Here is a 25939-nt window from a genome sequence, read left to right on the forward strand (position 1 = left end):
CCTCGTACTGGACGTACTCGGTCTTTCGCCCGGTGCGGCGAGAGCGCGTGCCGGGCGTCGCGGGGCAGGCGAGACTTTGCGGACACCCCCTAGGCCGCGCAGGCCGGCCGCGCCGCGCTCCCCGCTAAGGCACCGGGGGGCCTTCCAGGTAGGTTCCGCCGGCGGTGTGCGGCCAGGCGTTCGACGTGCAGCCGTGGAGCCCCTTGATCTGCTGCATCATCGCCGGGGCGGGAGCGCCCGGGCGGGGGCAGGTCTCGTGGCCGCGGCCCAGTTCGTGGCCAACCTCGTGGTTGATGATCAGCGCCCGGTACTCGGCGGGCGAGCCCCGGAACTTCGGGGATCCCTCCTTCCAGCGCTTGAGGTTCACCACGATGGTGTGGTGCGCCTGGCAGTTGGTCTCCCCGATCAGCTCGGGGGTCACCACCTCGCACAGCCGGTCGGTGGTGGCGGGCGTGGCGATCTTCACGGTGAAGTCCACCGGTTCGCCGCGGCCGGCCAGCTGGAAGCCGTACGAGGGGTTGCGTATCCACCCCCGACGGTCCCCGAGTATCGCCTCGACGTCCCGGGCGGCGGAGTCCGGATCGACGCCGCTGCTGTTCTCCGTCTCCACCCGCCAGCGCCGCGGACGTCCCTCGCCCTGGGCCCGGCCGGCGCTGGAGGAGGCGGTGAACTCCCCCGGCGCCTTGGTCTGGCTCGGGCTCGGGCTCGCGGACGGGCTCGGGCTCGGGGGCGGTGCCCGGTGCTCGGCCGGGGCCGCGCGCTCGGCCGCCGGTGACGGGCCGCCCTTGGCGGCGGTCGCGGCGCCCCTCTCCAGCCCGAGCCAGTAGGCGGCGACGGAGAGTGCGGCTAACGCCGTCGCACCGAGTACCGTGCGGCGCAGTCGCCTGCGCCGTTCGGCCCTTCGTGCCTTGATCGATCGGCGTGCCCCCACTGAATGCCCCCCATTTTGTTCTGATTGCCCGCCCAGTCTGCCCGTTTCCGGTCCTGATCTGCCGGATTTTCTGTCGGGGCCGGGCGAGTCGGGCCGGGGCGGCCGACGCGGCGGCGGCCTGAGAGGATGACGGGGTACGACCTGTCCGCCGCAGAAACACCGAGCACCGAGGGGCCAACGCCAGTGACAAGGGCTTCCCTGGACAAGCAGCCGCACGAAGTCGCCTCCATGTTCGACGGGGTGGCCGCGAACTACGACCTCACCAACGACGTCCTGTCCCTCGGCCAGGCGCGCCTGTGGCGCAAGGAGGCCGCCCGGGCGGTCGCCGCCCGTCCGGGGCACAAGGTGCTCGACCTGGCCGCGGGCACCGCGACCTCGTCCCTCCCGTACGCGGCGACCGGCGCCTACGTCGTCCCGTGCGACTTCTCCCTCGGCATGCTCCGCGAGGGCAAGAAGCGCCACGCGTGGCTGCCGCTGACGGCGGGCGACGCGACGAAGCTCCCCTTCAAGGACGACACGTTCGACACCGTGACGATCTCCTTCGGGCTGCGCAACGTCCAGGACACCGACGGGGCGCTGCGCGAGATGTACCGGGTGACCAAGCCCGGCGGCCAGGTCGTGATCAGCGAGTTCTCGCAGCCCACCTGGGCGCCCTTCCGGACGGTCTACACCGAGTACCTGATGCGCGCGCTGCCGCCGGTGGCCCGCGCGGTGTCCTCCAACCCGGACGCGTACGTGTACCTCGCCGAGTCCATCCGCGAATGGCCCGACCAGCCGGCGCTGGCGGCCCTGCTGCAGAAGGCCGGCTGGTCGAAGGTGGCCTGGCGGAACCTGAGCGGCGGCATCGTGGCGCTGCACCGCGGGGTCAAGGCGTAACCCTGCATGTCCATGGACTACCAGGGACTGCTGGAGCGGATCGCGGCCGACGTCTCCCCGCTGGTGGGCAGCGGCACGCCCGCCGAGTACATCCCGGCGCTGGCGAAGGTCGATCCGCGGCGGTTCGGCATGGCGGTCGCCGACCTCGACGGCAACGTCTTCGGGGTCGGCGACTGGCGCGTCCCGTTCTCCGCCCAGTCCGTCACGAAGGTCTTCGCCCTGGCGCTGGCCCTCGCGGAGGGCGGCGACAGCCTGTGGGAGCGGGTGGGCCGGGAGCCGTCGGGCAACCCGTTCAACTCCCTGGTGCAGCTGGAGTACGAGAACGGCATCCCGCGGAATCCTTTCATCAACGCGGGCGCGCTCGTCGTCACCGACCGGCTCCAGACCCTGACGGGCGACGCGAGCAGCGAACTCCTGGACTTCCTCCGGCAGGAGAGCGGCAACCCGGACCTCGGCTTCGACCCGGACGTCGCCGCGTCCGAGCAGGAACACGGCGACCGCAACGCGGCGGTGGCCCACTTCATGGCCTCGTACGGCAACATCGACAACCCGGTGCCGGCGCTGCTGGAGCACTACTTCTGGCAGTGCTCGATCGAGATGAGCTGCGCCGACATGGCCCTCGCGGGCCGCTTCCTGGCCCGCCACGGCCTGCGCGCGGACGGCTCGCGGCTGTTGACGCGCAGCGAGGCGAAGCAGATCAACGCGGTGATGCTGACGTGCGGGACGTACGACGCGGCGGGGGAGTTCGCGTACCGCGTGGGCCTGCCGGGCAAGAGCGGCGTGGGCGGCGGCATCATCGCGGTCGTCCCGGGCCGCTGCACCCTCGCGGTCTGGAGCCCGGGCCTGGACACCCAGGGCAACTCGGTCGCCGGCGTCGCGGCCCTGGACCGCTTCACGACTCTGACGGGCCTCAGCATTTTCTAGCGTGCCGGGCCGTGCACCCGAGCCCCGGCCGGAGCCACGCGCCTGCATAGACTGCGTCATGTCCTGTGCCGCTGGGCACTTTCCACCGAGCCTTCAGGAGACCCCGCAGTGACCGAGCCCCTCACCGAACACTCCGCGGACGTGATCGTCGTCGGGGCCGGGCCCGCCGGTTCCACGACCGCCTACTACCTCGCCAAGGCGGGACTCGACGTCCTGCTCCTGGAGAAGACGGCGTTCCCGCGCGAGAAGGTCTGCGGCGACGGTCTGACCCCGCGTGCCACCAAGCAGCTGGTCGCGATGGGCATCGACATCTCCGAAGAGGCCGGCTGGCTCCGCAACAAGGGCCTGCGCATCATCGGCGGCGGGCAGCGCCTCCAGCTGGACTGGCCGGAACTCGCCTCCTACCCGGACTACGGACTCGTCCGCAAGCGCGACGACTTCGACGAGACGCTGGCCCGCCAGGCGCAGAAGGCCGGCGCCCGCCTGTACGAGCGCTGCAACGTCGGCGAGCCCGTCCGCGACCCCCGCACCGGGCACATCACCGGCGTGCAGGCCAAGCTCGGCGAGGACAAGACCCCGGTGACCTTCCACGCCCCGCTCGTGGTCGCCGCCGACGGCAACTCCTCCCGGCTGTCCCTCGCGATGGGCCTGCACCGGCGCGAGGACCGCCCGATGGGCGTGGCCGTCCGCACCTACTTCACCTCGCCCCGGCACGACGACGACTACCTGGAGTCCTGGCTGGAGCTGTGGGACCGGCGCGGTCCGCAGGACCGGCTGCTGCCCGGCTACGGCTGGATCTTCGGCATGGGCGACGGCACGTCCAACGTCGGCCTCGGCATCCTCAACTCCTCCTCCGCCTTCAAGGAGCTGGACTGGCGCGAGGTGCTGAAGGCCTGGTGCGCGTCCATGCCGGAGGACTGGGGCTACACCCCGGAGAACATGACGCAGCCGATCCGCGGTGCGGCGCTGCCGATGGCCTTCAACCGGCAGCCGCACTACACCAAGGGCCTGCTGCTGGTCGGCGACGCGGGCGGGCTCGTCAACCCGTTCAACGGCGAGGGCATCGCCTACGCGATGGAGTCGGGGCAGATCGCGGCGGAGGTCATCGTGCAGGCGCACGCCCGCGCGACCCCGGCGCAGCGCGAGCTGGCGCTGCACAACTACCCGAAGGTGCTCAAGGAGACCTACGGCGGCTACTACTCCCTCGGCCGCGCCTTCGTGAAGCTGATCGGCAACCCGAAGGTCATGAAGATCGCCACGCAGCGCGGTCTGACGCACCCGGTGCTGATGCGCTTCACGCTGAAGATGCTGGCGAACCTGACCGACCCGACGGGCGGCGACGCGATGGACCGCATCATCAACGGCCTCTCGAAGGTGGCCCCGAAGGCCTGAGCGGGCCCCTGAGCCGCTCCCGGGTGTCCGGGGGCGGCTCAGCCGTTTCCGGGCCCCGGCAGGGCCTCCCCGGCCCCGTCGGCCGCTTCGGGGGCGCCGTGGACGGTGCGGACGCAGCGGGCCAGCAGGACGAGCCCGGACAGCAGCAGCGCGCCGGACACGGTCCATCCGAGGCCCAGGGTGAGGGGGTTGCCCGGTTTGTGCCACGGGCGGGTGGTGGTCAGCAGCCAGCCGCCGACCGACAGGAGGCCCAGCCCGAGGGCGGCCGGGACGGCGGCGGGGTCACCGGCGCGGGGGTCCTCGTGGCCGTGGTGCTCGTGGCCGCGGTCCTCGCGGGACGGTCTGCTCACGGGACCACCACCTCCAGGGTCTGCTCGAACGGCCGGGCGACACGCCCCGGCCATCTTCTCAGCATGCCGAAGGTCCGGTACTCCGCCCCCGAGCGGGGGAGTACCGGACCTTGCGGGCGATCGTGCGGCCGTGCGTCAGAGGACGCGGACGGCGCCGGTCGGCATGTCGTAGCTCATGTTGCGCTCGACGATGCCCGTGCTGGGGTTCTGCGCACCGATGAACTTGCCGTTGCCCGAGTAGATGGCGACGTGGTACGCGCTGCCCTTGGGGCCCCAGTACAGGATGTCGCCCGGCTGCAGGTTGCTCAGCGAGACGGAGCGGCCGGCCATGGACTGGTCCTGGGAGACGCGGTCCAGGGTGATGCCCGCCTGGCGGTAGGCGGCCTGGACGAGGCCCGAGCAGTCGTACGCGTTGGGGCCGGTGGAGCCGAGGACGTACGCCTTGCCGATCTGGGCGCGGGCGAAGCTGATGATGGCCGCCGCCGAGCCGGTGGCCGGCTTCGAGGCGGTGGAGCCGCTGCTGCTGCCGGAGCCCTTGGCGACGGTGGAACCGCCGTTGTCGGCGGCGGAGGCGTTGGTGAGGTCGGTGCGGTCGCTGTCGCGGCCCGCGCGCTCGGCCTCGGCCTTGCGGTCGGCCTCCTGCTTCGCCTTCAGCTCGGCGGCCTTGGTGGCGTCTTCCTTCGCCTGCTTCGCCTCGGCGGCGGCACCCGTGCGGGCGCTCTCCTCCTGGGCGTTCAGCTCGCCGGTGATGGCGGCTTCGACTGCGGCGACGCGGGTGTTCTCCGCGGCCGTGTTGACGGCGTTGGAGACCTCGGTGCCGAGGTCCAGGTTGAGGACCGGCATCTCGAGCGTCGTCTCGGCCACGGGCTCGGACGGGGACGCGCTCGCGGTTCCGGCCATGGCCAGGGTGCTGAGGACGCCACCGGCAACTCCGGCGCGGACCGCGAGCTTCGAGGCGCTGCGGCGGGGCTTCCGGTGGCTGGGTATGTGAGCGGTGTGGGACATGGGACAACCGCTATCAGTGGAGCCGGGTTCCCTTCAAGAAACGTGGTCTGCGCCACAGTTGCCCGCGGAGGCCGCTAACCGGGCGCGTCGCGCCTCTTATTGACGCCGTAACGGACGTAACGGACACGCTTTCACAAGCCTGTGATCATGGGGTTTCAGCAATAAGTCCGAATTGATCCACGGCCTACCATCGACCCGCACAGTTGGCCAAGCCCCCTTTTCGCGGCCCTCGTTCGACGTGACGCAGGTCACAGTTACCTGCCGTCGTGAGGCGGTCGTGGCCCGTCCGTGATCCGACCGTGAACTTGCCGCGCGGTTCGTGAACGGATGCACAGGATCTCTCCCCGGATCCGGGCGGCGGCGACTTCCGGCCACCCTGTCCACTCCCGTACGTGCGGGGTCCCCCGGGCGGGGGACCCGCGTTCCCTTATCACTTGGGCGGCCGAGCCGCCAATTTGCCTGCACTGCCCATCGTTTGATAGGGCGACACCCCTTCCACCTGCATCTACGGGCCCGGATGTCACCTTTGGTGATCATGTGGATGCCTTGAGTGCGAAGATCACCACTCATCGGCCTTCATGATCGTTCGTCAGGTGGTGGAGATCACAAACTCGGTGTTGTTACCCGTGTCGCAGATCACAGACCGGCAGGCATAAGATGCGCACCAGTCCGGCTTGTGAACTGCCTCACATGCGATCGGTCCCTGTTCGAAGGGGCGACCCTCCGAGGGGCGGGGCACTCGGCGCCGGCGCAGCGGTCCAACGGTCAAGGACGACTGGAAGGAGCGAGGAGCGTGAATGCGTACGCACCCATCCTCGTGCTCGGCGCCATCGGCGCAGGGTTTGCGATCTTCTCCGTGGTCATGGCCACGCTGATCGGCCCAAAGCGGTACAACCGGGCGAAGCTCGAAGCCTACGAGTGCGGCATCGAACCCACCCCGATGCCCGCCGGCGGCGGTCGCTTCCCCATCAAGTACTACCTGACGGCGATGCTCTTCATCGTCTTCGACATCGAGATCGTCTTCCTCTACCCCTGGGCGGTCACCTTCGACTCCCTGGGGATCTTCGGGCTCGTCGAGATGCTGCTCTTCGTGCTCACCGTCTTCGTCGCCTACGCGTACGTGTGGCGCCGCGGCGGCCTGGAATGGGACTGAGGGGCTGAATTTCCCATGGGACTGGAAGAGAAGCTGCCGAGCGGCTTTCTGCTCACCACCGTCGAACAGGCCGCGGGCTGGGTGCGCAAGTCATCCGTCTTCCCGGCCACCTTCGGCCTCGCCTGCTGCGCCATCGAGATGATGACCACCGGCGCCGGCCGCTACGACCTGGCCCGCTTCGGCATGGAGGTCTTCCGCGGCTCCCCGCGCCAGGCCGACCTGATGATCGTGGCGGGACGCGTCAGCCAGAAGATGGCGCCCGTGCTGCGCCAGGTCTACGACCAGATGCCCGCCCCCAAGTGGGTCATCTCCATGGGCGTCTGCGCCTCCTCGGGCGGGATGTTCAACAACTACGCGATCGTCCAGGGCGTCGACCACATCGTCCCGGTGGACATCTACCTGCCCGGCTGCCCGCCCCGCCCCGAGATGCTGATGGACGCGATCCTCAAGCTCCACCAGAAGATCCAGGGCTCGAAGCTCGGCGTGAACCGGGAAGAGGCGGCGCGCGAGGCGGAGGAGGCGGCCCTCAAGGCCCTCCCCACCATCGAGATGAAGGGGCTCCTCCGTTGAGCGACGAACCGGCCGTCGAGAACGGCGACAACGTCCCCGCGCCCAGGGCCGCCTCCGGACCCGAGGTGATCGGCGTCCGCAAGGGCATGTTCGGCACCAGGAACGGCGGCGACACCAGCGGCTACGGCGGCCTCGTCCGCACCGTCGCCCTGCCCGGCGCGACCAGCCGCCCGTACGGCTCCTACTTCGACGAGGTCGTCGACGAGCTGGAGGGCGCCCTGGAGGAGCAGGACCTGCTCCCGCAGAACGCGATCGAGAAGACCGTCGTCGACCGGGGGGAGCTGACCCTCCACATCGCCCGCGAGCACCTCGTCCGCGTCGCCGCCACCCTGCGCGACGACCCGGCGCTGCGCTTCGAGCTGTGCACCGGGGTGTCGGGGGTGCACTTCCCCGGCGACAAGGGCCGCGAGCTGCACGCCGTCTACCACCTGCGCTCGCTCACCCACGGCCGGATCCTGCGGCTGGAGGTGTCCGTGCCGGACGGCGACCCGCACCTGCCCTCGCTCGTCACCGTCTACCCGACGAACGACTGGCACGAGCGCGAGGCCTACGACTTCTTCGGCCTGGTCTTCGACGGCCACCCGGCCCTCACGCGGATCATGATGCCGGACGACTGGCAGGGCTTCCCCCAGCGCAAGGACTACCCGCTCGGCGGCATCCCCGTCGAGTACAAGGGCGCCCAGATCCCGGCTCCCGACCAGCGGAGGTCGTACAGCTGATGTCCACATCGAACCACGCGTCCTCCCGCGAGACGACCGAGGGCACCGTCTACACCGTCACGGGCGGCGACTGGGACGAGATCGCCCGGACGGCGGCCAGGGCGGACGACGAGCGCATCGTCGTCAACATGGGTCCGCAGCACCCCTCCACCCACGGAGTGCTGCGCCTGATCCTGGAGATCGACGGCGAGACGGTCACCGAGGCCCGCTGCGGCATCGGCTACCTGCACACCGGCATCGAGAAGAACCTCGAATTCCGGAACTGGACGCAGGGCACGACCTTCGTGACGCGCATGGACTACCTGACGCCGTTCTTCAACGAGACGGCCTACTGCCTCGGCGTCGAGAAGCTCCTCGGCATCACCGACCAGGTCCCGGACCGCGCCACCGTCATCCGCGTCCTGCTGATGGAGCTCAACCGGCTCTCCTCGCACCTGGTGTGCATCGCCACCGGCGGCATGGAGCTCGGCGCGACCACGATCATGATCTACGGCTTCCGGGACCGCGAGCTGATCCTCGACGTCTTCGAGCTGATCACCGGCCTGCGCATGAACCACGCCTTCGTCCGCCCCGGCGGCCTCGCCCAGGACCTGCCCCCCGGCGCGGTCGACCAGCTGCGCGAGTTCGTCAAGACGATGAAGAAGAACCTGCCGGAGTACGACAAGCTCGCCACCGGCAACCCCATCTTCAAGGCCCGCATGCAGGACGTCGGCTACCTCGACCTCACCGGCTGCATGGCCCTCGGCGCCACCGGCCCGATCCTCCGCTCGGCCGGCCTGCCGCACGACCTGCGCAAGGCCGACCCGTACTGCGGCTACGAGGACTACGAGTTCGACGTCCCCACCACCGAGAGCTGCGACTCCTACGGGCGGTTCCTGATCCGCCTGGAGGAGATGCGCCAGTCGCTGCGGATCGTCGAGCAGTGCCTGGACCGGCTGGCGCCCGGCCCGGTCATGGTCGCCGACAAGAAGATCGCCTGGCCGGCGCAGCTCGCCATGGGCCCCGACGGCCTCGGCAACTCCCTCGACCACATCAAGAACATCATGGGCACCTCCATGGAGGCCCTCATCCACCACTTCAAGCTGGTGACCGAGGGCTTCCGCGTCCCCGCCGGGCAGGCGTACGCGGCCGTCGAGTCCCCCAAGGGCGAACTCGGCGTGCACGTCGTCTCCGACGGCGGCACCCGCCCCTACCGGGTCCACTTCCGCGACCCGTCCTTCACCAACCTGCAGGCCATGGCCGCGATGTGCGAGGGCGGCCAGGTCGCCGACGTCATCGTGGCCGTCGCCTCCATCGACCCCGTGATGGGAGGCGTCGACCGATGACCGAGATCTCGCTGGGCATGCCCCAGCTGCCCGCCCCCGACTATCCGGCGGAGGTGCGCGAGCGGCTGGCGGCCGACGCCGCCGACGTCATCGCCCGCTACCCCGACAGCCGCTCCGCGCTGCTGCCGCTGCTGCACCTGACGCAGTCCGAGGAGGGCTACGTCTCGCGCACCGGCATCCGCTTCTGCGCCGAGACGCTGGGCCTGACCACGGCCGAGGTCACCGCGGTCGCCACCTTCTACACGATGTACCGCCGCAAGCCCTCCGGGGACTACCAGGTCGGCGTCTGCACCAACACCCTGTGCGCGGTGATGGGCGGCGACGCCATCTTCGACGAGCTCAAGCAGCACCTGGGCGTCGGCAACAACGAGACCACCGCCGACGGCAAGGTGACGCTGGAGCACATCGAGTGCAACGCGGCCTGCGACTACGCGCCCGTGGTGATGGTCAACTGGGAGTTCTTCGACAACCAGACCCCCGAGTCCGCGAAGGCGCTCGTGGACGACCTGCTGGCGGGCCGCCCGGTCGAGCCGACCCGGGGCGCGCCGCTGTGCACGTACAAGGAGACCGCCCGGATCCTGGCGGGCTTCCCCGACGAGCGCGAGGGCGCGGTCGAGGCGAGCGGCGGCGCGGGCCCCGCCTCCCTGATCGGCCTGCGCATCGCACGCGGCGAGACCCCGCACACCCCGATCGTGCACCCGCGCGGTGAGGCGCGTACCGAAGGAGGGGAGGGATGACCGTGTCAACGGAACTGAGCAAGAACGGTACGAGTCCCGAGAAGTTGCTCTCGCCCGTCCTGTCGGCCTTCTGGGACGAGCCCCAGTCCTGGACGCTGGAGACCTACCGGCGCCACGAGGGCTACGAGGGCCTGCGCAAGGCCCTCGCGATGACCCCGGACGAGGTGATCGCGTACGTCAAGGACTCCGGTCTGCGCGGACGCGGCGGCGCGGGCTTCCCCACCGGGATGAAGTGGCAGTTCATCCCGCAGGGCGACGGAAAGCCGCACTACCTCGTCGTGAACGCGGACGAGTCGGAGCCGGGTACCTGCAAGGACATCCCCCTCCTCTTCGCGAATCCGCACTCCCTCGTCGAGGGAATGATCATCGCCTGCTACGCGATCCGGTCGGAGCACGCCTTCATCTACCTGCGCGGTGAGACGGTCCCCGTGCTGCGGCGCCTGCACGAGGCCGTGCGGGAGGCCTACGCCGCCGGATACCTCGGCAAGGACATCGACGGCACCGGCCGCAACCTCGACATCACGGTGCACGCGGGCGCGGGCGCGTACATCTGCGGCGAGGAGACGGCACTGCTCGACTCCCTCGAAGGCCGGCGCGGTCAGCCCCGGCTGCGTCCCCCCTTCCCCGCCGTCGAGGGGCTCTACGCGTGCCCCACTGTCGTCAACAACGTCGAGTCCATCGCCTCGGTTCCCGCGATCCTCAACAAGGGCAAGGACTGGTTCAAGGCGATGGGGACGGAGAAGTCCCCCGGCTTCACCCTCTACTCGCTCTCCGGGCACGTCGCGGGCCCCGGACAGTACGAGGCCCCCCTCGGCATCACCCTGCGCCAGCTCCTCGACATGAGCGGCGGGATGCGCCCCGGGCACCGGCTGAAGTTCTGGACCCCCGGCGGCTCCTCCACCCCCATGTTCACCGACGAGCACCTCGACGTCCCGCTCGACTACGAGGGCGTCGGCGCCGCCGGCTCCATGCTCGGCACCAAGGCGCTCCAGTGCTTCGACGAGACCACCTGCGTGGTCCGCGCCGTCACCCGCTGGACCGAGTTCTACGCCCACGAGTCCTGCGGCAAGTGCACCCCCTGCCGCGAGGGCACGTACTGGCTCGTCCAGCTGCTGCGCGACATCGAGGCGGGCAAGGGCGTCATGTCCGACCTCGACAAGCTGAACGACATCGCCGACAACATCAACGGCAAGTCCTTCTGCGCGCTCGGCGACGGCGCGGCCAGCCCGATCTTCTCCTCGCTGAAGTACTTCCGCGAGGAGTACGAGCAGCACATCACCGGCAAGGGCTGCCCCTTCGACCCCAGGAAGTCGACCCTCTGGGCCGACACGGAGGTACACGCATGACCGTCGTCACGAACGCCCCGGCGGGCGGCGGGGAGGCGGCGAAGCCGCCCCAGGATCTGGTGTCGCTGACCATCGACGGCATCGAACTGTCCGTCCCCAAGGGAACCCTGGTCATCCGGGCCGCCGAACAGCTCGGCATCGAGATCCCCCGGTTCTGCGACCACCCGCTCCTCGACCCGGCCGGCGCCTGCCGGCAGTGCATCGTCGAGGTCGAGGGCCAGCGCAAGCCGATGGCCTCCTGCACCATCACCTGCACCGACGGCATGGTCGTCAAGACGCAGCTGACCTCCGAAGTCGCCGACAAGGCCCAGCGCGGGGTGATGGAGCTGCTGCTCATCAACCACCCGCTGGACTGCCCCGTCTGCGACAAGGGCGGCGAATGCCCCCTGCAGAACCAGGCCATGTCCCACGGCAACGCCGAATCCCGCTTCGAGGGCAAGAAGCGGACCTACGAGAAGCCGGTCCCGATCTCCACGCAGGTGCTGCTGGACCGCGAGCGGTGCGTGCTGTGCGCGCGCTGCACCCGCTTCTCCAACCAGGTCGCCGGCGACCCGATGATCGAGCTCGTCGAGCGCGGCGCGCTCCAGCAGGTCGGCACCGGCGAGGGCGACCCGTTCGAGTCGTACTTCTCCGGCAACACCATCCAGATCTGCCCCGTCGGCGCCCTCACCTCGGCCGCCTACCGGTTCCGCTCCCGCCCCTTCGACCTCGTCTCCTCCCCGAGCGTGTGCGAGCACTGCGCGGGCGGCTGCGCGACCCGGACCGACCACCGGCGTGGCAAGGTGCTGCGCCGCCTCGCCGCCGAGGACCCCGAGGTCAACGAGGAGTGGATCTGCGACAAGGGCCGCTTCGCGTTCCGGTACGCGCAGCGCCCCGACCGGCTGACCACCCCGCTGGTGCGCGGCGCGGACGGGATCCTCGCCCCGGCGAGCTGGCCCGAGGCGCTGGAGGCCGCGGCGAAGGGGCTCACCGCCGCGCGCGGCCGGGCCGGCGTCCTGACCGGCGGCCGGCTGACCGTCGAGGACGCCTACGCGTACGCCAAGTTCGCCCGGGTGGTGCTCGACACCAACGACATCGACTTCCGGGCCCGGGTGCACAGCGCGGAGGAGACCGAGTTCCTGGCCGCCGCCGTCGCCGGCACCGGCAAGGACCTCGACGGCACGGGCGTCACGTACGCCTCCCTGGAGGCGGCGCCCGCCGTGCTCCTCGCCGGCATCGAGGCCGAGGAGGAGGCCCCCGGGGTCTTCCTGCGGCTGCGCAAGGCCCACCGCAAGCACAAGCAGCGGACCTTCGCCCTCGCCCCCTTCGCCACCCGCGGCCTCACCAAGGCGGGCGGCGCCCTGCTGGCCGCCGCCCCCGGCACCGAGCCCGAGTGGCTCGACGCCCTCGCCACCCGCACCGGCCTGGAGGCGGGCGGCGCCGAGGCCGCGGAGGCCCTCCGGCAGCCCGGCGCGGTCATCGTCGTCGGCGAACGCCTCGCCGGCGTGCCCGGCGCGCTGACCGCCGCCGTACGCACCGCCACCGCCACCGGCGCCCGGCTGGTGTGGATCCCGCGCCGGGCCGGGGAGCGGGCCGCCGTCGAGGCGGGCGCGCTGCCGTCCCTGCTGCCGGGCGGGCGCCCCGCGACCGACCCGCGGGCCCGCCAGGAGGTCGCCGCCGCCTGGGGGCTGGAGGAACTCCCGCACCGCTACGGCCGCGACACCGGGCAGATCGTCGAGGCCGCCGCCACCCGGGAGCTGTCGGCCCTGCTGGTCGCGGGCGTCGAGGTCGCCGACCTGCCCGACCCGGAGCGCGCCCGCACCGCGCTGAAGGAGGCCTTCGTCGTCTCCCTGGAGCTGCGGCCCGGCGAGGTCACCGACCACGCGGACGTGGTGCTGCCGGTCGCCGCCGTCGCCGAGAAGGCCGGCACGTTCATCAACTGGGAGGGCCGGATCCGCCCGTTCGAGGCGGCCCTCAAGCCCGACCAGATGACCCGCCGCCTGGCCCCCGCCGACGCCCGCGTGCTGCACATGCTCGCCGACGCCGCCGACCGGCCCCTCGCGCTGCCCGACGTACACGCCGTACGGCGGGAGCTGGAGCGGCTCGGCCCCTGGGAGGGGGAGCTCGCGCCCGAGCGGTCCACCGCCCCCGAGCCGCTGCCCCGCCCCGGCGCCGGCGAGGCGATCCTGGCCGGCCACCGGCTGCTGCTGGACCTCGGCCGGCTCCAGGAGGGCGACGACGCCCTCGCCGGGACCCGGCACGAGGACAGTGCCCGGCTCTCCGCCGCCACCGCCGCCGAGACCGGCGTCAAGGACGGCGACGTCCTCGCCGTCACCGGCCCGGCCGGCTCGGTGGAACTCCCGCTGCGGATCACCGAGATGCCCGACCGGGTCGTGTGGCTGCCGCTGAACTCCACCGGCTCCGGCGTCCTCGCCGACACCGGCGCCCGCCCCGGAACCCTCGTACGGATCGGCCCGGCCGGGACCGGCCCCGCGGCCGGAGCGGAGGTACGACCGTGACCCACCTCGCCCAGCTCGCGGCCCAGCCGCAGCACCTCCTGGCCGCCGAGGACCTGTCCCTGTTCGGCAGGGACGTCTGGTGGCTCGTCCTCCTCAAGGCGGTGTTCTGCTTCGCCTTCCTGATGGTGACCGTGCTCTTCTCCATCGTGTGGGAGCGCAAGGTCGTCGCCTGGATGCAGCTGCGCATCGGCCCCAACCGGCACGGCCCCTGGGGCATGCTCCAGTCGCTCGCCGACGGCGTGAAGCTGATGCTGAAGGAAGACGTCGTCGTCAAGCGCGCCGACAAGGTCGTCTACATCCTGGCGCCGATCATCGCGGCGATCCCGGCGTTCATGGCCATCGCGGTGATCCCGTTCGGCCCCTCGGGCAACGAGGTGTCCATCTTCGGGCAGCGCACCACGATGCAGCTGACCGACCTGCCGATCGCGATGCTGTACGTCCTCGCGGTCGCCTCCGTCGGCATCTACGGCATCGTCCTCGCCGGCTGGTCCTCGGGCTCCACGTACCCGCTGCTCGGCGGCCTGCGCTCCTGCGCGCAGATGATCTCGTACGAGATCGCGATGGGCGCCGCGTTCGCGTCGGTGTTCCTCTACTCCGGGTCGATGTCGACCTCGGCGATCGTGGAGGCGCAGGCGGACCGCTGGTACATCGTGCTGCTGCCGGTGTCCTTCATCATCTACGTCGTCACGATGGTCGGCGAGACGAACCGCGCCCCCTTCGACATGCCGGAGTCCGAGGGCGACCTCGTCGGCGGCTTCAACACCGAGTACTCCTCCATCAAGTTCGCGCTGTTCATGCTGGCCGAGTACGTCAACATGGTCACCGTCTCGGCGGTCTCGGTCACCCTGTTCCTGGGCGGCTGGCGGGCCCCGGCGCCGATCTCCACGTACTGGGAGGGCGCGAACCACGGCTGGTGGCCGATGCTCTGGTTCGTCATCAAGGTGCAGCTGCTGCTGTTCTTCTTCATCTGGCTGCGCGGCACCCTCCCGCGCGTGCGCTACGACCAGCTGATGAAGCTCGGCTGGAAGGTGCTGATCCCGGTCTCCGTGGTTTGGCTGATGCTGGTCGCCACCGTCCGGGCGCTGCGCAACGAGCGCTACGACTTCAGCGAGATCGTCCTCTACGTCGGGGGCGCGGTCATCGCGATCCTGCTGGTCTCCTCCGTCGCGGACCACTTCAGGGACCGGCGGGAGAAGACGGCCGCGGCCGCGGCCGGGAAGGCCGCCGCGGCCGAGCCCTTCGACCCGATGGCGGGCGGTTTCCCCGTACCGCCCAAGCCCGGCCAGCACCTGGCACCCGTACCGCGCCGACGTCCCCGCGGCGAGCGGGAGCTGATTGTCAGTGGCGGGGCGAATACTGACAGTGACCGAGAGGAGGGTGCTGACCATGCCTGACGCGGAGAGCGAGAAGTGGCAGAACCCGGTGGCCGGCTTCGGCGTGACCTTCAAGGCCATGTTCAAGAAGCGGCTCACCGAGCAGTACCCGGAGCAGCAGAAGACCACCGCTCCGCGCTTCCACGGGCGGCACCAGCTCAACCGCCACCCCGACGGTCTGGAGAAGTGCATCGGGTGCGAGCTGTGCGCCTGGGCCTGTCCCGCCGACGCGATCTACGTGGAGGGCGCGGACAACACCGAGGAGGAGCGCTACTCCCCGGGCGAGCGGTACGGGCGGGTCTACCAGATCAACTACGCCCGCTGCATCCTGTGCGGGCTGTGCATCGAGGCGTGCCCGACGCGCGCGCTGACGATGACGAACGAGTTCGAACTGGCAGACGCCAGCCGCGAGTCCCTGATCTACACCAAGGAGCAGCTCCTCGCCGGGCTGACCGAGGGCATGGTCGAGGCCCCGCACTCGATCTTCCCGGGCACCGACGAGCAGGACTACTACCGGGGTCTGGTGACGGGCGCGGCCCCGGGCACGGTCCGGCAGGTGGCGGTCTCCAAGGGCGAGACGGCCGAGGGCGGGACCGCCGGGGGCTCGGCGGCGGAGGCCGGCAAGGCCGAGGAGGTCGGGGCATGAGCGCCATCGCCGCGGCCGCCTCCGCGACCTCCACCGGCGAGGCCGTGCAGTTCTGGGTGCTCGGCACGGTCGCCGTCATCGGCGCGCTGTGCACGATCCTGATGAAGAAGGCCGTGCACAGCGCCCTGTGCCTCGCCGGGACGATGATCATCCTGGCGGTCTTCTACCTCGCCAACGGGGCCTACTTCCTGGGCGTGGTCCAGGTCGTCGTCTACACCGGCGCCATCATGATGCTGTTCCTCTTCGTGGTCATGCTCGTCGGCGTCACGGCCGCGGACTCCCTGAAGGAGACCATCAAGGGGCAGCGCTGGCTGGCCGCCCTGTGCGGGCTCGGCTTCGGCATCCTGCTGATCGCCGGCATCGGCAACGCGGGCCTCACCCACTTCAACGGACTCGGCAAGGTCAACTCCGCCGGGCACGTCGAGGGCCTCGCCGAACTGATCTTCACCCGCTACATCTTCGCCTTCGAGCTCACCGGCGCCCTGCTGATCACGGCGGCCGTCGGCGCGATGGTGCTCACCCACCGCGAGCGCACCGAGCGGGCCGCCACCCAGCGCGAGCTCGCCGAGCAGCGCGTACGCGAGGGCGTGCAGCTCCCGCCGCTGCCGGCCCCCGGCGTCTACGCCCGGCACAACGCCGTGGACATCGCCGGCCTGCTGCCGGACGGCACCCCGTCCGAGCTGACCGTCAACAAGACGCTGCGCGCCCGCGGTCAGATCCGCGACGTGTCCGGCCAGGCCCTGGAGGACCTCAAGGCGCTGGAGCAGGCCTCCGCGGAGCGCCTCGGCCGAGAGGAGGCCTCGAAGTGAATCCGGTCAACTACCTGTACCTGGCCGCCCTGCTGTTCACCATCGGCGCGGCCGGGGTGCTCATCCGGAAGAACGCGATCGTGCTGTTCATGTGTGTCGAGCTGATGCTCAACGCCTGCAACCTGGCCTTCGTGACCTTCTCCCGGATGCACGGCAACCTCGACGGCCAGATCATCGCGTTCTTCACGATGGTCGTCGCCGCCGCGGAGGTCGTGGTGGGCCTCGCGATCATCGTTTCGCTGTTCCGTACCCGCCACTCGGCCTCGGTCGACGACGCCAGCCTGATGAAGCTGTAAGGGGCGTTCACAGTGGAGAATCTGATTGCGCTGCTCGTGGCGGCGCCCCTGCTCGGAGCGGCGGTGCTGCTGTGCGGCGGCCGGCGCCTCGACAAGGCCGGCCACTGGATCGGCACCCTGCTCGCGGCCGTCTCGTTCGGCATCGGCGTCGTCCTCTTCGCGGACATGCTGGGGCGCGGGGCCGAGGACCGGGCCCTGCACCAGCGGCTGTTCAGCTGGGTTCCGGTGGAGGGCTTCCAGGCGGACATCGCCTTCCAGCTGGACCAGCTGTCGATGACCTTCGTCCTGCTGATCTCCGGGGTGGGCACGCTCATCCACGTGTACTCGATCGGGTACATGGAGCACGACGAGCGCCGCCGCCGCTTCTTCGGCTACCTCAACCTGTTCGTCGCGGCGATGCTGCTGCTCGTCCTCGCCGACAACTACCTGCTGCTGTACTTCGGCTGGGAGGGCGTCGGCCTCGCCTCGTACCTCCTGATCGGCTTCTGGCAGCACAAGCCCAGCGCGGCCACCGCCGCGAAGAAGGCCTTCCTGGTCAACCGGGTCGGCGACATCGGCCTGTCGATCGCCATCATGCTGATGTTCACCACCTTCGGAACCTTCGCCTTCGGCCCCGTGCTGGCGTCCGTCGGGGAGACCAGCGAGGGCACGCTGACGGCGATCGGCCTGATGCTGCTGCTCGCCGCCTGCGGCAAGTCGGCGCAGGTGCCGCTGCAGTCCTGGCTCGGTGACGCGATGGAGGGCCCGACCCCGGTCTCGGCCCTGATCCACGCGGCCACCATGGTCACCGCCGGCGTCTACCTGATCGTCCGCTCCGGGGCGATCTTCAACGGGGCGCCCGACGCCCAGCTCGTCACCACGGTCGTCGGCGCGGTCACGCTCCTGTTCGGTGCGATCGTCGGTTGCGCGAAGGACGACATCAAGAAGGCCCTCGCCGGCTCGACGATGTCGCAGATCGGCTACATGATCCTGGCCGCCGGCCTCGGCCCGATCGGCTACGTCTTCGCGATCATGCACCTGGTCACGCACGGCTTCTTCAAGGCCGGCCTCTTCCTCGGTGCCGGATCGGTCATGCACGGCATGAACGACGAGGTCGACATGCGCAAGTACGGCGCCCTGCGGACGTACATGCCGGTCACCTTCGTCACCTTCGGCCTCGGCTACCTCGCGATCATCGGCTTCCCGGGCCTGTCCGGCTTCTTCTCCAAGGACATGATCATCGAGGCGGCCTTCGCCAAGGGCGGCACCCAGGGCTGGATCCTCGGCGGGGTCGCCCTGCTGGGCGCCGGCATCACCGCCTTCTACATGACCCGGGTCATGCTCCTCACCTTCTTCGGCGAGAAGCGCTGGCAGCCGGACGCCCAGGGGCACGAGCCGCACCCGCACGAGTCCCCGAAGTCCATGACCATCCCGATGATCATCCTGGCGTTCGGGTCGGTCTTCGCCGGCGGCTTCTTCGAGATCGGCGAGCGCTTCCTGAACTGGCTGGAGCCCGTCACCGGCTACGAGCACGGCCACCCGCCGGTCAGTGCCATGGCCGTGACCGCCTCCACCGTGGTCGTCCTCATCGTCGGCGTCGCCATCGCCTGGTCGATGTACGGCCGCCGGCCCGTCCCGGTCGTCGCCCCGCGCGGCTCCTTCCTCACCCGGGCCGCCCGCCGCGACCTGTTCCAGGACGACATCAACCACGTGGTCCTCGTCCGCGGCGGCGAGCACCTGACCCGCTCCCTCGTCTACCTCGACCACAGCGTCGTCGACGGAGTGGTCAACGGCACGGCCGCCTCGGTCGGCGGGCTCTCCGGCCGGCTGCGCAAGCTGCAGAACGGCTACGCCCGCAGCTACGCGGTGTCGATGTTCGGGGGCACGGCGATCCTGATCGCCGCGACCCTGCTGATGAGGGCGGTGTGAGATGAGTTTCCCGCTTCTGACGCTGACGGCCGCGGTCCCCGCGGCCGGCGCGATCCTCACGGCGGCCGTCCCGGCCGCCCGCCGGACCATCGCCAAATGGCTCGCGCTGCTGTTCTCGCTCGCGACCCTGGCCCTGGCCGTCCTGGTCGCGGTCCGCTTCGAGCCCGGCGGCGACCGCTACCAGCTCACCGAATCCCACGCCTGGATCGCCGACTTCGGCGTCCGCTACGAACTGGGCGTCGACGGCATCGGCGTGGCGCTCATCGCCCTCACCGCCGTATTGATCCCGTTCATCATTCTGGCCGGCTGGCACGACGCCGACCCCCTGGAGACCAAGAGCCGGCGCTGGCGGCCGACCCAGGGCTTCTTCGCGTTGATCCTGCTGGTCGAAGCGATGGTGTTGATCTCCTTCGAGGCCACCGACGTCTTCCTCTTCTACGTCTTCTTCGAAGCCATGCTCATCCCGATGTACTTCCTCATCGGCGGCTTCGGAGACCGCGCCACTTCCTCCCCATCAGCCGCTGACGCGGCGGGCGGCACCGACGAGAACGCCGCCGCGCAGCGCTCCTACGCGGCGGTCAAGTTCCTCCTCTACAACCTGGTCGGCGGCCTGATCATGCTGGCCGCCGTCATCGGCCTGTACGTCGTCGCCGGGAACTTCTCCCTCCAGGAGATCGCCGAGGCCCGCGCCGCCGGCACCCTCGACATGGCGACCAACACCGAGCGGCTGCTCTTCCTCGGCTTCTTCTTCGCCTTCGCCGTGAAGGCCCCGCTCTGGCCGCTGCACACCTGGCTGCCCAACGCGATGGGCGAGTCCACCGCCCCCGTCGCCGTGCTCATCACCGCGATCGTCGACAAGGTCGGCACCTTCGCGATGCTCCGCTTCTGCCTCGGGCTCTTCCCCGAGGCCAGCAAGTGGGCCACCCCGGTGATCCTCGTACTGGCCCTGATCAGCATCGTCTACGGCGCGCTGCTGGCCGTCGGACAGCGCGACATCAAGAGGCTGATCGCCTACGCCTCGATCTCGCACTTCGGCTTCATCATCCTGGGCATCTTCGCGATGACCTCCCAGGGCCAGTCCGGAGCCACCCTCTACATGGTCAACCACGGGATCTCCACGGCGGCGCTGATGCTCGTCGCCGGATTCCTGATCTCCCGGCGCGGCTCCCGGCTCATCGCCGACTACGGCGGCGTGCAGAAGGTGGCCCCGGTCCTCGCCGGCACCTTCCTGATCGGCGGCCTCGCCACCCTGTCCCTGCCCGGCCTCGCCCCCTTCGTCAGCGAGTTCCTCGTCCTCGTCGGCACCTTCGCCCGCTACCCGGTCGTCGGGATCATCGCCACCGTCGGGATCGTCCTCGCCGCGCTGTACACACTGGTGCTCTACCAGCGCACCATGACCGGCCCCGTGAAGGAGGAGGTCCGCAGCATGCCGGACCTGCGCGCACGGGAACTGCTGGTGGTCGCCCCGCTGATCGCGCTGCTGATCGGACTGGGCGTCTACCCGAAGGTGCTCACCGACATCGTCAACCCGGCGGTGCGGCACACCATGTCGGACGTGAAGCAGACGGACCCGAAGCCCGAGGTCCCCGTCCAGAACGTGGAGGCGGCCAAGTGATCGCTGCCCAGAGCCTGCTGACCCTGGCGGCCGAAGGACCGGCCGACCGGATCCCGACCCCGCACATCGAGTACGCCCAGCTCGCGCCCACGCTGATCGTGGTGGGCGCGGCCGTCCTCGGAGTCCTCGTCGAGGCCTTCGTCCCCCGCAAGTCCCGCTACTACGTACAGGTGTTCCTCGCCGTCGCCGCACTCGCCGCCGCCTTCGCGGCGGTCGTCGGCCTCGCCGCCGGCGGCTACGGCAGCACCAAGGCGCACGTCGCGGCCATGGGCGCCATCGCCGTCGACGGCCCGGCGCTCTTCCTCCAGGGCACCATCCTGCTGGCCTCCATCGTGGCGGTGTTCACCTTCGCCGAGCGCCGCCTCGACCCCAAGGCGCACGGCAAGCGGGTGGACTCCTTCGCCGCCCAGGCCGCGTCCGTACCGGGCAGCGACAGCGAGAAGGCCGCCGTCAAGGCCGGCTTCACCACCACCGAGGTGTTCCCGCTGGCCCTGTTCGCGGTCTCCGGCATGCTGATCTTCCCGGCCGCCGACGACCTGCTGACGCTGTTCATCGCGCTGGAGGTCTTCTCCCTCCCGCTGTACCTGCTCTGCGCCCTCGCCCGCCGCCAGCGGCTGATGTCGCAGGAGGCCGCGGTCAAGTACTTCCTGCTCGGTGCCTTCTCCTCGGCCTTCCTCCTCTTCGGCATCGCCCTGCTCTACGGCTACGCGGGCTCGGTCTCCTACGCGGTCATCGCCGACGTCGTCGACGGCACCGTCACCCGGATCGACCCGGCGCTCGCCTCCACCATGGGCAACGACGCGCTGCTGCTCATCGGCGGCGCGCTGATCCTGATGGGCCTGCTGTTCAAGGTCGGCGCGGTCCCCTTCCACATGTGGACCCCGGACGTCTACCAGGGCGCCCCGACCCCCGTCACCGGCTTCATGGCGGCGGCGACCAAGGTGGCCGCGTTCGGCGCGCTGCTGCGGCTGCTGTACGTGGTGCTGCCCGGCCTGCGGTGGGACTGGCGGCCGGTGATGTGGGGCGTCGCGATCGTCACGATGCTCGCGGGCGCGGTGATCGCGGTGACCCAGACCGACGTGAAGCGGCTGCTGGCGTACTCCTCCATCGCGCACGCCGGGTTCATCCTGGCCGGTGTGATCGCCACCTCGGAGGAGGGCGTGAAGTCCGTCCTGTTCTACCTGGGCGCCTACTCCTTCGTGACGATCGGCGCGTTCGCGGTGGTCACGCTGGTGCGCGACGCGGGCGGCGAGGCGACGCACCTGTCGAAGTGGGCCGGTCTGGGGCGGCGTTCGCCGCTGACCGCGGCCGTCTTCGCGGTGTTCCTGCTGGCCTTCGCGGGCATCCCGCTGACCTCCGGCTTCGCCGGCAAGTTCGCGGTGTTCAAGGCGGCGGCGGAGGGCGGCGCCGGGGCGCTGGTCGTCGTCGGTGTGATCTCGTCGGCGATCGCCGCGTTCTTCTACATCCGGGTGATCGTGCTGATGTTCTTCAGCGAGCCGAAGGCCGACGGCCCGACGGTGGCCGTGCCGTCGCCGCTGACGATGACCACCATCGCCGTGGGCGTGGCGGTCACCCTGGTCCTGGGTCTGGCCCCGCAGTACTTCCTGGACCTGGCGGGACAGGCGAGCACCTTCGTGCGCTGATCCAGTCCCGGTTCTGCGGACGGAAGGGCCCGGCCCCCTCGGGGGGCCGGGCCCTTCGCCGTGCGGGCGGGGCGGCTAGTGGCCGTGCGCGTGCGCCGGGGTGGTGGCGGTCCCGGTGGCCGGGGTCTTCTTCGGGGGGCAGGTGAACGCGGGGTTCCAGTTGTGGAAGCGGCCGGCCGGGTTGTCGGCGTACGCCCACATGTGGAGGTCGTAGTGCTTGGGCATGCCCGCCCAGTGGCCGGGCATCGGGCCGTCGAACGGCAGCCCGAACATGGTGGGCCGGTCGTCGGTGGTCTTCAGGTCCTGGTCGCGGTCGGCGGACATCCACTCCACCGTCTGGAGCTTGCGCCGGCCCTTGTTGTCCTTGTGGGTGCTGTAGAGGAGCGCGGTCGGCCTGGCGGGGTCCGTCGAACCCCAGTTGGACTCCTTGACGTAGTGGTAGCCCATGGTGCCGACCCCGAACGGGTTGGTCATGCACTCCTGCCCGTGCGGGACGTACCCGTCCTTGAGGGCCTCCCGCTCGTCCACGTACTTGGCGGTCACCGCCATCGCCGTGGCCATGTCGCGCATCGCCTTCGCGTTGCGGGGGTCGGGGGCGGGGCCGTCGACCGCCTGCGCCGCCGGGGGCAGGGCGGCCAGGACCAGGGACGCGCCGGCGACGGCGCAGGCCAGCAGGGCCTTCGGGCTGCGGTGCACGGACATGGGAGCTCCTGGTGGTTCGGGGCCTGTCCCGGAGGGGCTGTCGTTCGTCCACCTTCGCGGCGGGGCCGCGGGCGTGCACGCGGCGGGATGCCAAACGGGGGGTCAGGAAGGGGCGGCGGCCGGGGGAGCGGCGGGAGCGGCGGCCGCGGGAGACGGGGGCGCGGCGGGTACGGCGGGGCGCGGCCGGGTGGTGCCGGGACGGCAGACGACCCTCGGGTTGAAGGGCTCGAACCGCCCGGAGGGGTTCCGCTTCCACAGCCACAGGTGCAGCGAGTAGTGCACCTTCTGGCCCGCGTACCGGGCGGGCAGCGGGCCGCGGAAGGGCTGCCCGAACAGGGAGGGGCGGTCGTCGTCGGTGTCGGTGCGGCCGTCGCGGTCCACGACCATCCATTCGAGGCCGGCCAGCCTCCAGTGCCCCGCGCCGTCGCCCTCGTAGAGCAGGGCCGTGGGCTTCCTGGGGTCGGTGGAGCCGTCGTAGGCGTGGTTGAAGTGCGGGTAGCCGAGGGCGCCGCCGCCTTCACCGGGGTTGACCACGCAGTACCGGTCGGGGACGTAGCCGGCGGCGACGGCCAGCCGGTGGTCGCGGTACTTGGCGGTCGCCGCGAGGGTCGCGGTCAGCTGCGCGGTGGGCGTGGCCGTCGGGGTCGCGGGGGCCGCGCCGAGGGTGAGGGAGGCGGTGGCCGCGAGGGCCAGGGGGGCGAGCTTTGCGGTACGAGGGGCCATGCGAGCAGGGTCACCTCGGCCCCCGGCCCCCGCCACCCGGGCGCGGCGGGCGGAGTAGGGGGGCGGGGAGATCCCGCCCCCCTCCTTGCTCTCAGGCGGCGGTGATGCGGCCGGTGACCTCGCCGAGGCCGACGCGGGTGCCGTCGGCGCCGGGCGCCCACGCGGTGAGGGTGACGGTGTCGCCGTCCTCCAGGAAGGTGCGCTTGCCGTCCGCGAGCTCGACGGCGTCACGGCCGTTCCAGGTGAGCTCCAGCAGGGAGCCGCGCTGGTCGACCTCCGGGCCGCTGACCGTGCCGGAGCCGAACACGTCACCGGTGCGCAGGGAGGCGCCGTTGACGGTCATGTGGGCCAGCTGCTGGGCGGCCGTCCAGTACATCGAGGCGAACGGCGGCCGGGCCACCTCCTGCCCGTTGATGGACACCGTGATGTGCAGGTCGAAGCCGCCGGGGCGGTCGACCTCGGAGTCGTCCAGGTAGGGCAGCAGCGGGAAGTCCCGGGCGGGCGGGGCGACGCGGGCCGCGTCCAGCGCCTCCAGGGGGGTCACCCAGGCGGAGACGGACGTGGCGAAGGACTTGCCGAGGAAGGGGCCGAGCGGCACGTACTCCCAGGCCTGGATGTCGCGCGCGGACCAGTCGTTGAGCAGGAACAGCCCGAAGACGTGCTCCTCGAAGTCGCCGAGCGCGACCGGCCGGCCCATCTGCGAGGGGGCGCCGACGACGAAGCCGACCTCGGCCTCGATGTCGAGCTTCACGGACGGCCCGAAGACCGGCGCGGGGTCGGTGGGCGCCTTGCGCTGCCCGGAGGGGCGCACCACGTCCGTCCCGGAGACGACGATCGTCCCGGACCGGCCGTGGTAACCGATGGGCAGGTGCTTCCAGTTGGGGGTGAGCGCGTCCCCGTCCGGGCGGAAGATCCGTCCGACGTTGGTGGCGTGGTGCTCGCTCGCGTAGAAGTCGACGTAGTCGGCGACCTCGTACGGCAGGTGCAGCGCGACCTCGTCGAGGGGGAGGAGGTGCGGCTCGACCGTCCCGCGGTGACCGGGGTCGGTGACCCAGGCGGTCAGCGCGCGGCGCACGTCGCGCCAGGCGGTGCGGCCGGCGGCCAGCAGCGGGTTCAGCGAACCCTGGGCGAGCAGCCCGGCGTACGGGGACCCGAGCGCGACGGCCACGGCCCCCGCGTCGAGCACGTACCCGCCGATGCGCACGCCGACCCGGCGGCGCTCCGGCTCCGCCGGGGTGGTGAAAACGCCGTAGGGGAGGTTGTGCGGCCCGAACGGGTCGCCCTCGGGGACATCGAGGGGGCTCTGCTGGGGCATGGGGTGCTGCCTCGCTTTCGAGGGGGTCCGGGGGTGTCCCGGGGGCTGGCTGACACGTTACGTGGCCGGTGGGGTCTGTGGGAGGCCGGATTAGAGCACTATTCATAGGAGTTGTCCAAGGGGGTCCGTATCCTTGGCGGGTGACTTCCGCCCTCCCCTATGCCTTGATCGCCACCGACCTGGACGGGACTCTGCTGCGCGCCGGTGACACCGTTTCCGCCCGCTCGTGCGCGGCGCTCGCGACGGCGCGCGCCGCCGGCGCACGGCACATCGTCGTCACCGGCCGCCCGGTCCCGCAGATCCGGCACGTCCTGGACGACCTTGGTTACTCGGGGCTCGCGGTGTGCGGGCAGGGCGCGCAGGTGTACGACGCGGCGCGCGGGATCCTGCTGCACTCCGTCGCGATGGACCGGGGCCTGGCCGAGGTGGCGCTCGGGAAGATCGAGGCGGAGATCGGCGAGGTGTACGTGGCCGTCAACCAGGAGGGGCTGGACGCCGAGATGCTGGTCGCCCCCGGCTACCGGATGCCGCACCCGCACCTGCCGATGGTGCGGGTCCGCGGGCGCGGCGAGCTGTGGGCGTCGTCGATCAACAAGGTGCTGCTCCAGCACCCGCGGCTGGACGACGACGAGCTGACGCGGGTGGCGCGGTCGGTGGTCGGCGACCTGGTGAACGTCACGATGGCGGGGGAGCACACGGTGGAACTCCAGCCGCCGGGCGTCGACAAGGCGTCGGGGCTCGCGCGGGCGGCGTCGGTCCTGGAGGTGGCGGCGGAGTCGACGATCGCCTTCGGCGACATGCCGAACGACATCCCGATGTTCGCGTGGGCCGCCCACGGGGTGGCCATGGCCAACGCCCACCGCGAGCTCGTCGCCGTCGCGGACGAGGTCACCCTCTCGAACGAGGCGGACGGCATCGCGGTGGTCCTGGAGCGGCTGTTTCGTTCTTGACGCGCCGCACTCCTTCTTGACGCGCCGCTCGCGCGGCTCGGCGCCGGGGCGCCTTGCCGGCTTCGCGCCGCTGCGCCGGCCTCCGGCCGGCGGACGTGGGGCGGGGTCGGTTCGCGTGGCTGGGGCCGGTGGG

The 25939-nt window shown here is 71.0% G+C and carries 24 protein-coding genes; 18 read left to right on the plus strand and 6 right to left on the minus strand.

Annotation, left to right across the window (positions count from 1 at the left end; all coding sequences use genetic code 11):
- Positions 1–124: 124 nt before the first annotated feature.
- Entirely contained in the window at positions 125–931 is an 807-nt protein-coding gene (locus AC07A6_RS38030; RefSeq protein ID WP_478780172.1) for a DUF3152 domain-containing protein, read from the minus strand.
- A gap of 183 nt (positions 932–1114) precedes the next feature.
- Between AC07A6_RS38030 and AC07A6_RS38035 the strand changes: the two genes are divergently transcribed.
- The 3 genes from AC07A6_RS38035 (at position 1115) to AC07A6_RS38045 (ending at position 4123) form a co-directional block, all read left to right on the plus strand.
- On the plus strand, positions 1115–1807 hold the full coding sequence (locus tag AC07A6_RS38035) for a demethylmenaquinone methyltransferase (protein WP_125597578.1): 693 nt from the start codon (positions 1115–1117) through the stop codon (positions 1805–1807).
- A 12-nt stretch (positions 1808–1819) separates the two neighbouring features.
- Entirely contained in the window at positions 1820–2731 is a 912-nt protein-coding gene (locus AC07A6_RS38040; protein ID WP_362466640.1) for a glutaminase, read from the plus strand.
- A gap of 108 nt (positions 2732–2839) precedes the next feature.
- The gene (locus tag AC07A6_RS38045) at positions 2840–4123 is read left to right on the plus strand and encodes a geranylgeranyl reductase family protein (RefSeq protein WP_362466538.1); all 1284 of its coding nucleotides are present in this window, start codon (positions 2840–2842) and stop codon (positions 4121–4123) included.
- A 38-nt stretch (positions 4124–4161) separates the two neighbouring features.
- Here AC07A6_RS38045 and AC07A6_RS38050 read toward each other — a convergent pair whose 3' ends face one another.
- Complete coding sequence (locus AC07A6_RS38050) at positions 4162–4473, minus strand: hypothetical protein (RefSeq protein ID WP_362466535.1); 312 nt, start codon at positions 4471–4473, stop codon at positions 4162–4164.
- 135 nt (positions 4474–4608) lie between these two features.
- Positions 4609–5478 carry a C40 family peptidase gene (locus AC07A6_RS38055; RefSeq protein WP_362466532.1) on the minus strand — a complete coding sequence of 290 codons (870 nt, stop codon included), beginning with the start codon at positions 5476–5478 and terminating at the stop codon, positions 4609–4611.
- 793 nt (positions 5479–6271) lie between these two features.
- Here AC07A6_RS38055 and AC07A6_RS38060 point away from each other — a divergent pair.
- Genes AC07A6_RS38060 through nuoN form a run of 14 tightly spaced genes read left to right on the plus strand, consistent with a single transcriptional unit; the run spans position 6272 to position 22116 of the window.
- Complete coding sequence (locus AC07A6_RS38060; protein ID WP_045946775.1) at positions 6272–6631, plus strand: NADH-quinone oxidoreductase subunit A; 360 nt, start codon at positions 6272–6274, stop codon at positions 6629–6631.
- 15 nt (positions 6632–6646) lie between these two features.
- Positions 6647–7201: a NuoB/complex I 20 kDa subunit family protein gene (locus AC07A6_RS38065; RefSeq protein ID WP_007265818.1), complete on the plus strand. Its 555-nt coding sequence runs from the start codon at positions 6647–6649 to the stop codon at positions 7199–7201.
- Complete coding sequence (locus AC07A6_RS38070) at positions 7198–7920, plus strand: NADH-quinone oxidoreductase subunit C (protein ID WP_362466528.1); 723 nt, start codon at positions 7198–7200, stop codon at positions 7918–7920. Before AC07A6_RS38065 ends, AC07A6_RS38070 begins: the two co-directional genes overlap by 4 nt.
- A complete protein-coding gene (locus AC07A6_RS38075) occupies positions 7920–9245 on the plus strand; it encodes an NADH-quinone oxidoreductase subunit D (RefSeq protein ID WP_362466525.1) in 1326 nt (441 codons plus the stop codon). Before AC07A6_RS38070 ends, AC07A6_RS38075 begins: the two co-directional genes overlap by 1 nt.
- Positions 9242–9982, plus strand: a complete 741-nt coding sequence (nuoE, locus tag AC07A6_RS38080; RefSeq protein ID WP_125818954.1) for an NADH-quinone oxidoreductase subunit NuoE — start codon at positions 9242–9244, stop codon at positions 9980–9982. Before AC07A6_RS38075 ends, nuoE begins: the two co-directional genes overlap by 4 nt.
- Positions 9979–11328, plus strand: a complete 1350-nt coding sequence (gene nuoF / locus AC07A6_RS38085; protein ID WP_362466521.1) for an NADH-quinone oxidoreductase subunit NuoF — start codon at positions 9979–9981, stop codon at positions 11326–11328. Before nuoE ends, nuoF begins: the two co-directional genes overlap by 4 nt.
- Positions 11325–13826, plus strand: a complete 2502-nt coding sequence (locus AC07A6_RS38090; protein WP_478780173.1) for an NADH-quinone oxidoreductase subunit G — start codon at positions 11325–11327, stop codon at positions 13824–13826. Before nuoF ends, AC07A6_RS38090 begins: the two co-directional genes overlap by 4 nt.
- Entirely contained in the window at positions 13823–15220 is a 1398-nt protein-coding gene (gene nuoH, locus AC07A6_RS38095) for an NADH-quinone oxidoreductase subunit NuoH (protein WP_362466515.1), read from the plus strand. The genes AC07A6_RS38090 and nuoH overlap by 4 nt, the downstream gene beginning before the upstream one ends.
- A complete protein-coding gene (gene nuoI, locus AC07A6_RS38100; protein WP_362466512.1) occupies positions 15213–15845 on the plus strand; it encodes an NADH-quinone oxidoreductase subunit NuoI in 633 nt (210 codons plus the stop codon). The genes nuoH and nuoI overlap by 8 nt, the downstream gene beginning before the upstream one ends.
- A complete protein-coding gene (locus AC07A6_RS38105; RefSeq protein ID WP_362466509.1) occupies positions 15842–16654 on the plus strand; it encodes an NADH-quinone oxidoreductase subunit J in 813 nt (270 codons plus the stop codon). Before nuoI ends, AC07A6_RS38105 begins: the two co-directional genes overlap by 4 nt.
- A complete protein-coding gene (gene nuoK / locus AC07A6_RS38110) occupies positions 16651–16950 on the plus strand; it encodes an NADH-quinone oxidoreductase subunit NuoK (RefSeq protein WP_007265827.1) in 300 nt (99 codons plus the stop codon). The genes AC07A6_RS38105 and nuoK overlap by 4 nt, the downstream gene beginning before the upstream one ends.
- 12 nt (positions 16951–16962) lie before the next feature.
- Complete coding sequence (nuoL, locus tag AC07A6_RS38115; RefSeq protein ID WP_478780174.1) at positions 16963–18858, plus strand: NADH-quinone oxidoreductase subunit L; 1896 nt, start codon at positions 16963–16965, stop codon at positions 18856–18858.
- A 1-nt stretch (position 18859) separates the two neighbouring features.
- Positions 18860–20473: an NADH-quinone oxidoreductase subunit M gene (locus AC07A6_RS38120; RefSeq protein ID WP_478780175.1), complete on the plus strand. Its 1614-nt coding sequence runs from the start codon at positions 18860–18862 to the stop codon at positions 20471–20473.
- Entirely contained in the window at positions 20473–22116 is a 1644-nt protein-coding gene (gene nuoN / locus AC07A6_RS38125) for an NADH-quinone oxidoreductase subunit NuoN (RefSeq protein ID WP_362466637.1), read from the plus strand. The genes AC07A6_RS38120 and nuoN overlap by 1 nt, the downstream gene beginning before the upstream one ends.
- 75 nt (positions 22117–22191) lie before the next feature.
- On the opposite strand, the gene AC07A6_RS38130 is transcribed toward nuoN, so the two are convergent.
- From AC07A6_RS38130 to fahA, 3 genes are all read right to left on the minus strand, one after another.
- On the minus strand, positions 22192–22818 hold the full coding sequence (locus AC07A6_RS38130; RefSeq protein ID WP_362466499.1) for a hypothetical protein: 627 nt from the start codon (positions 22816–22818) through the stop codon (positions 22192–22194).
- A 102-nt stretch (positions 22819–22920) separates the two neighbouring features.
- Positions 22921–23541, minus strand: a complete 621-nt coding sequence (locus AC07A6_RS38135; RefSeq protein WP_478780176.1) for a hypothetical protein — start codon at positions 23539–23541, stop codon at positions 22921–22923.
- Between the two features lie 91 nt (positions 23542–23632).
- Complete coding sequence (gene fahA / locus AC07A6_RS38140) at positions 23633–24856, minus strand: fumarylacetoacetase (protein ID WP_478780177.1); 1224 nt, start codon at positions 24854–24856, stop codon at positions 23633–23635.
- Between the two features lie 140 nt (positions 24857–24996).
- Here fahA and AC07A6_RS38145 point away from each other — a divergent pair, with 140 nt between their 5' ends.
- Positions 24997–25806: an HAD family hydrolase gene (locus AC07A6_RS38145; RefSeq protein ID WP_478780178.1), complete on the plus strand. Its 810-nt coding sequence runs from the start codon at positions 24997–24999 to the stop codon at positions 25804–25806.
- The last annotated feature ends 133 nt before the right edge of the window (positions 25807–25939 follow it).

This window comes from Streptomyces sp. NPDC044002 (assembly GCF_056434525.1).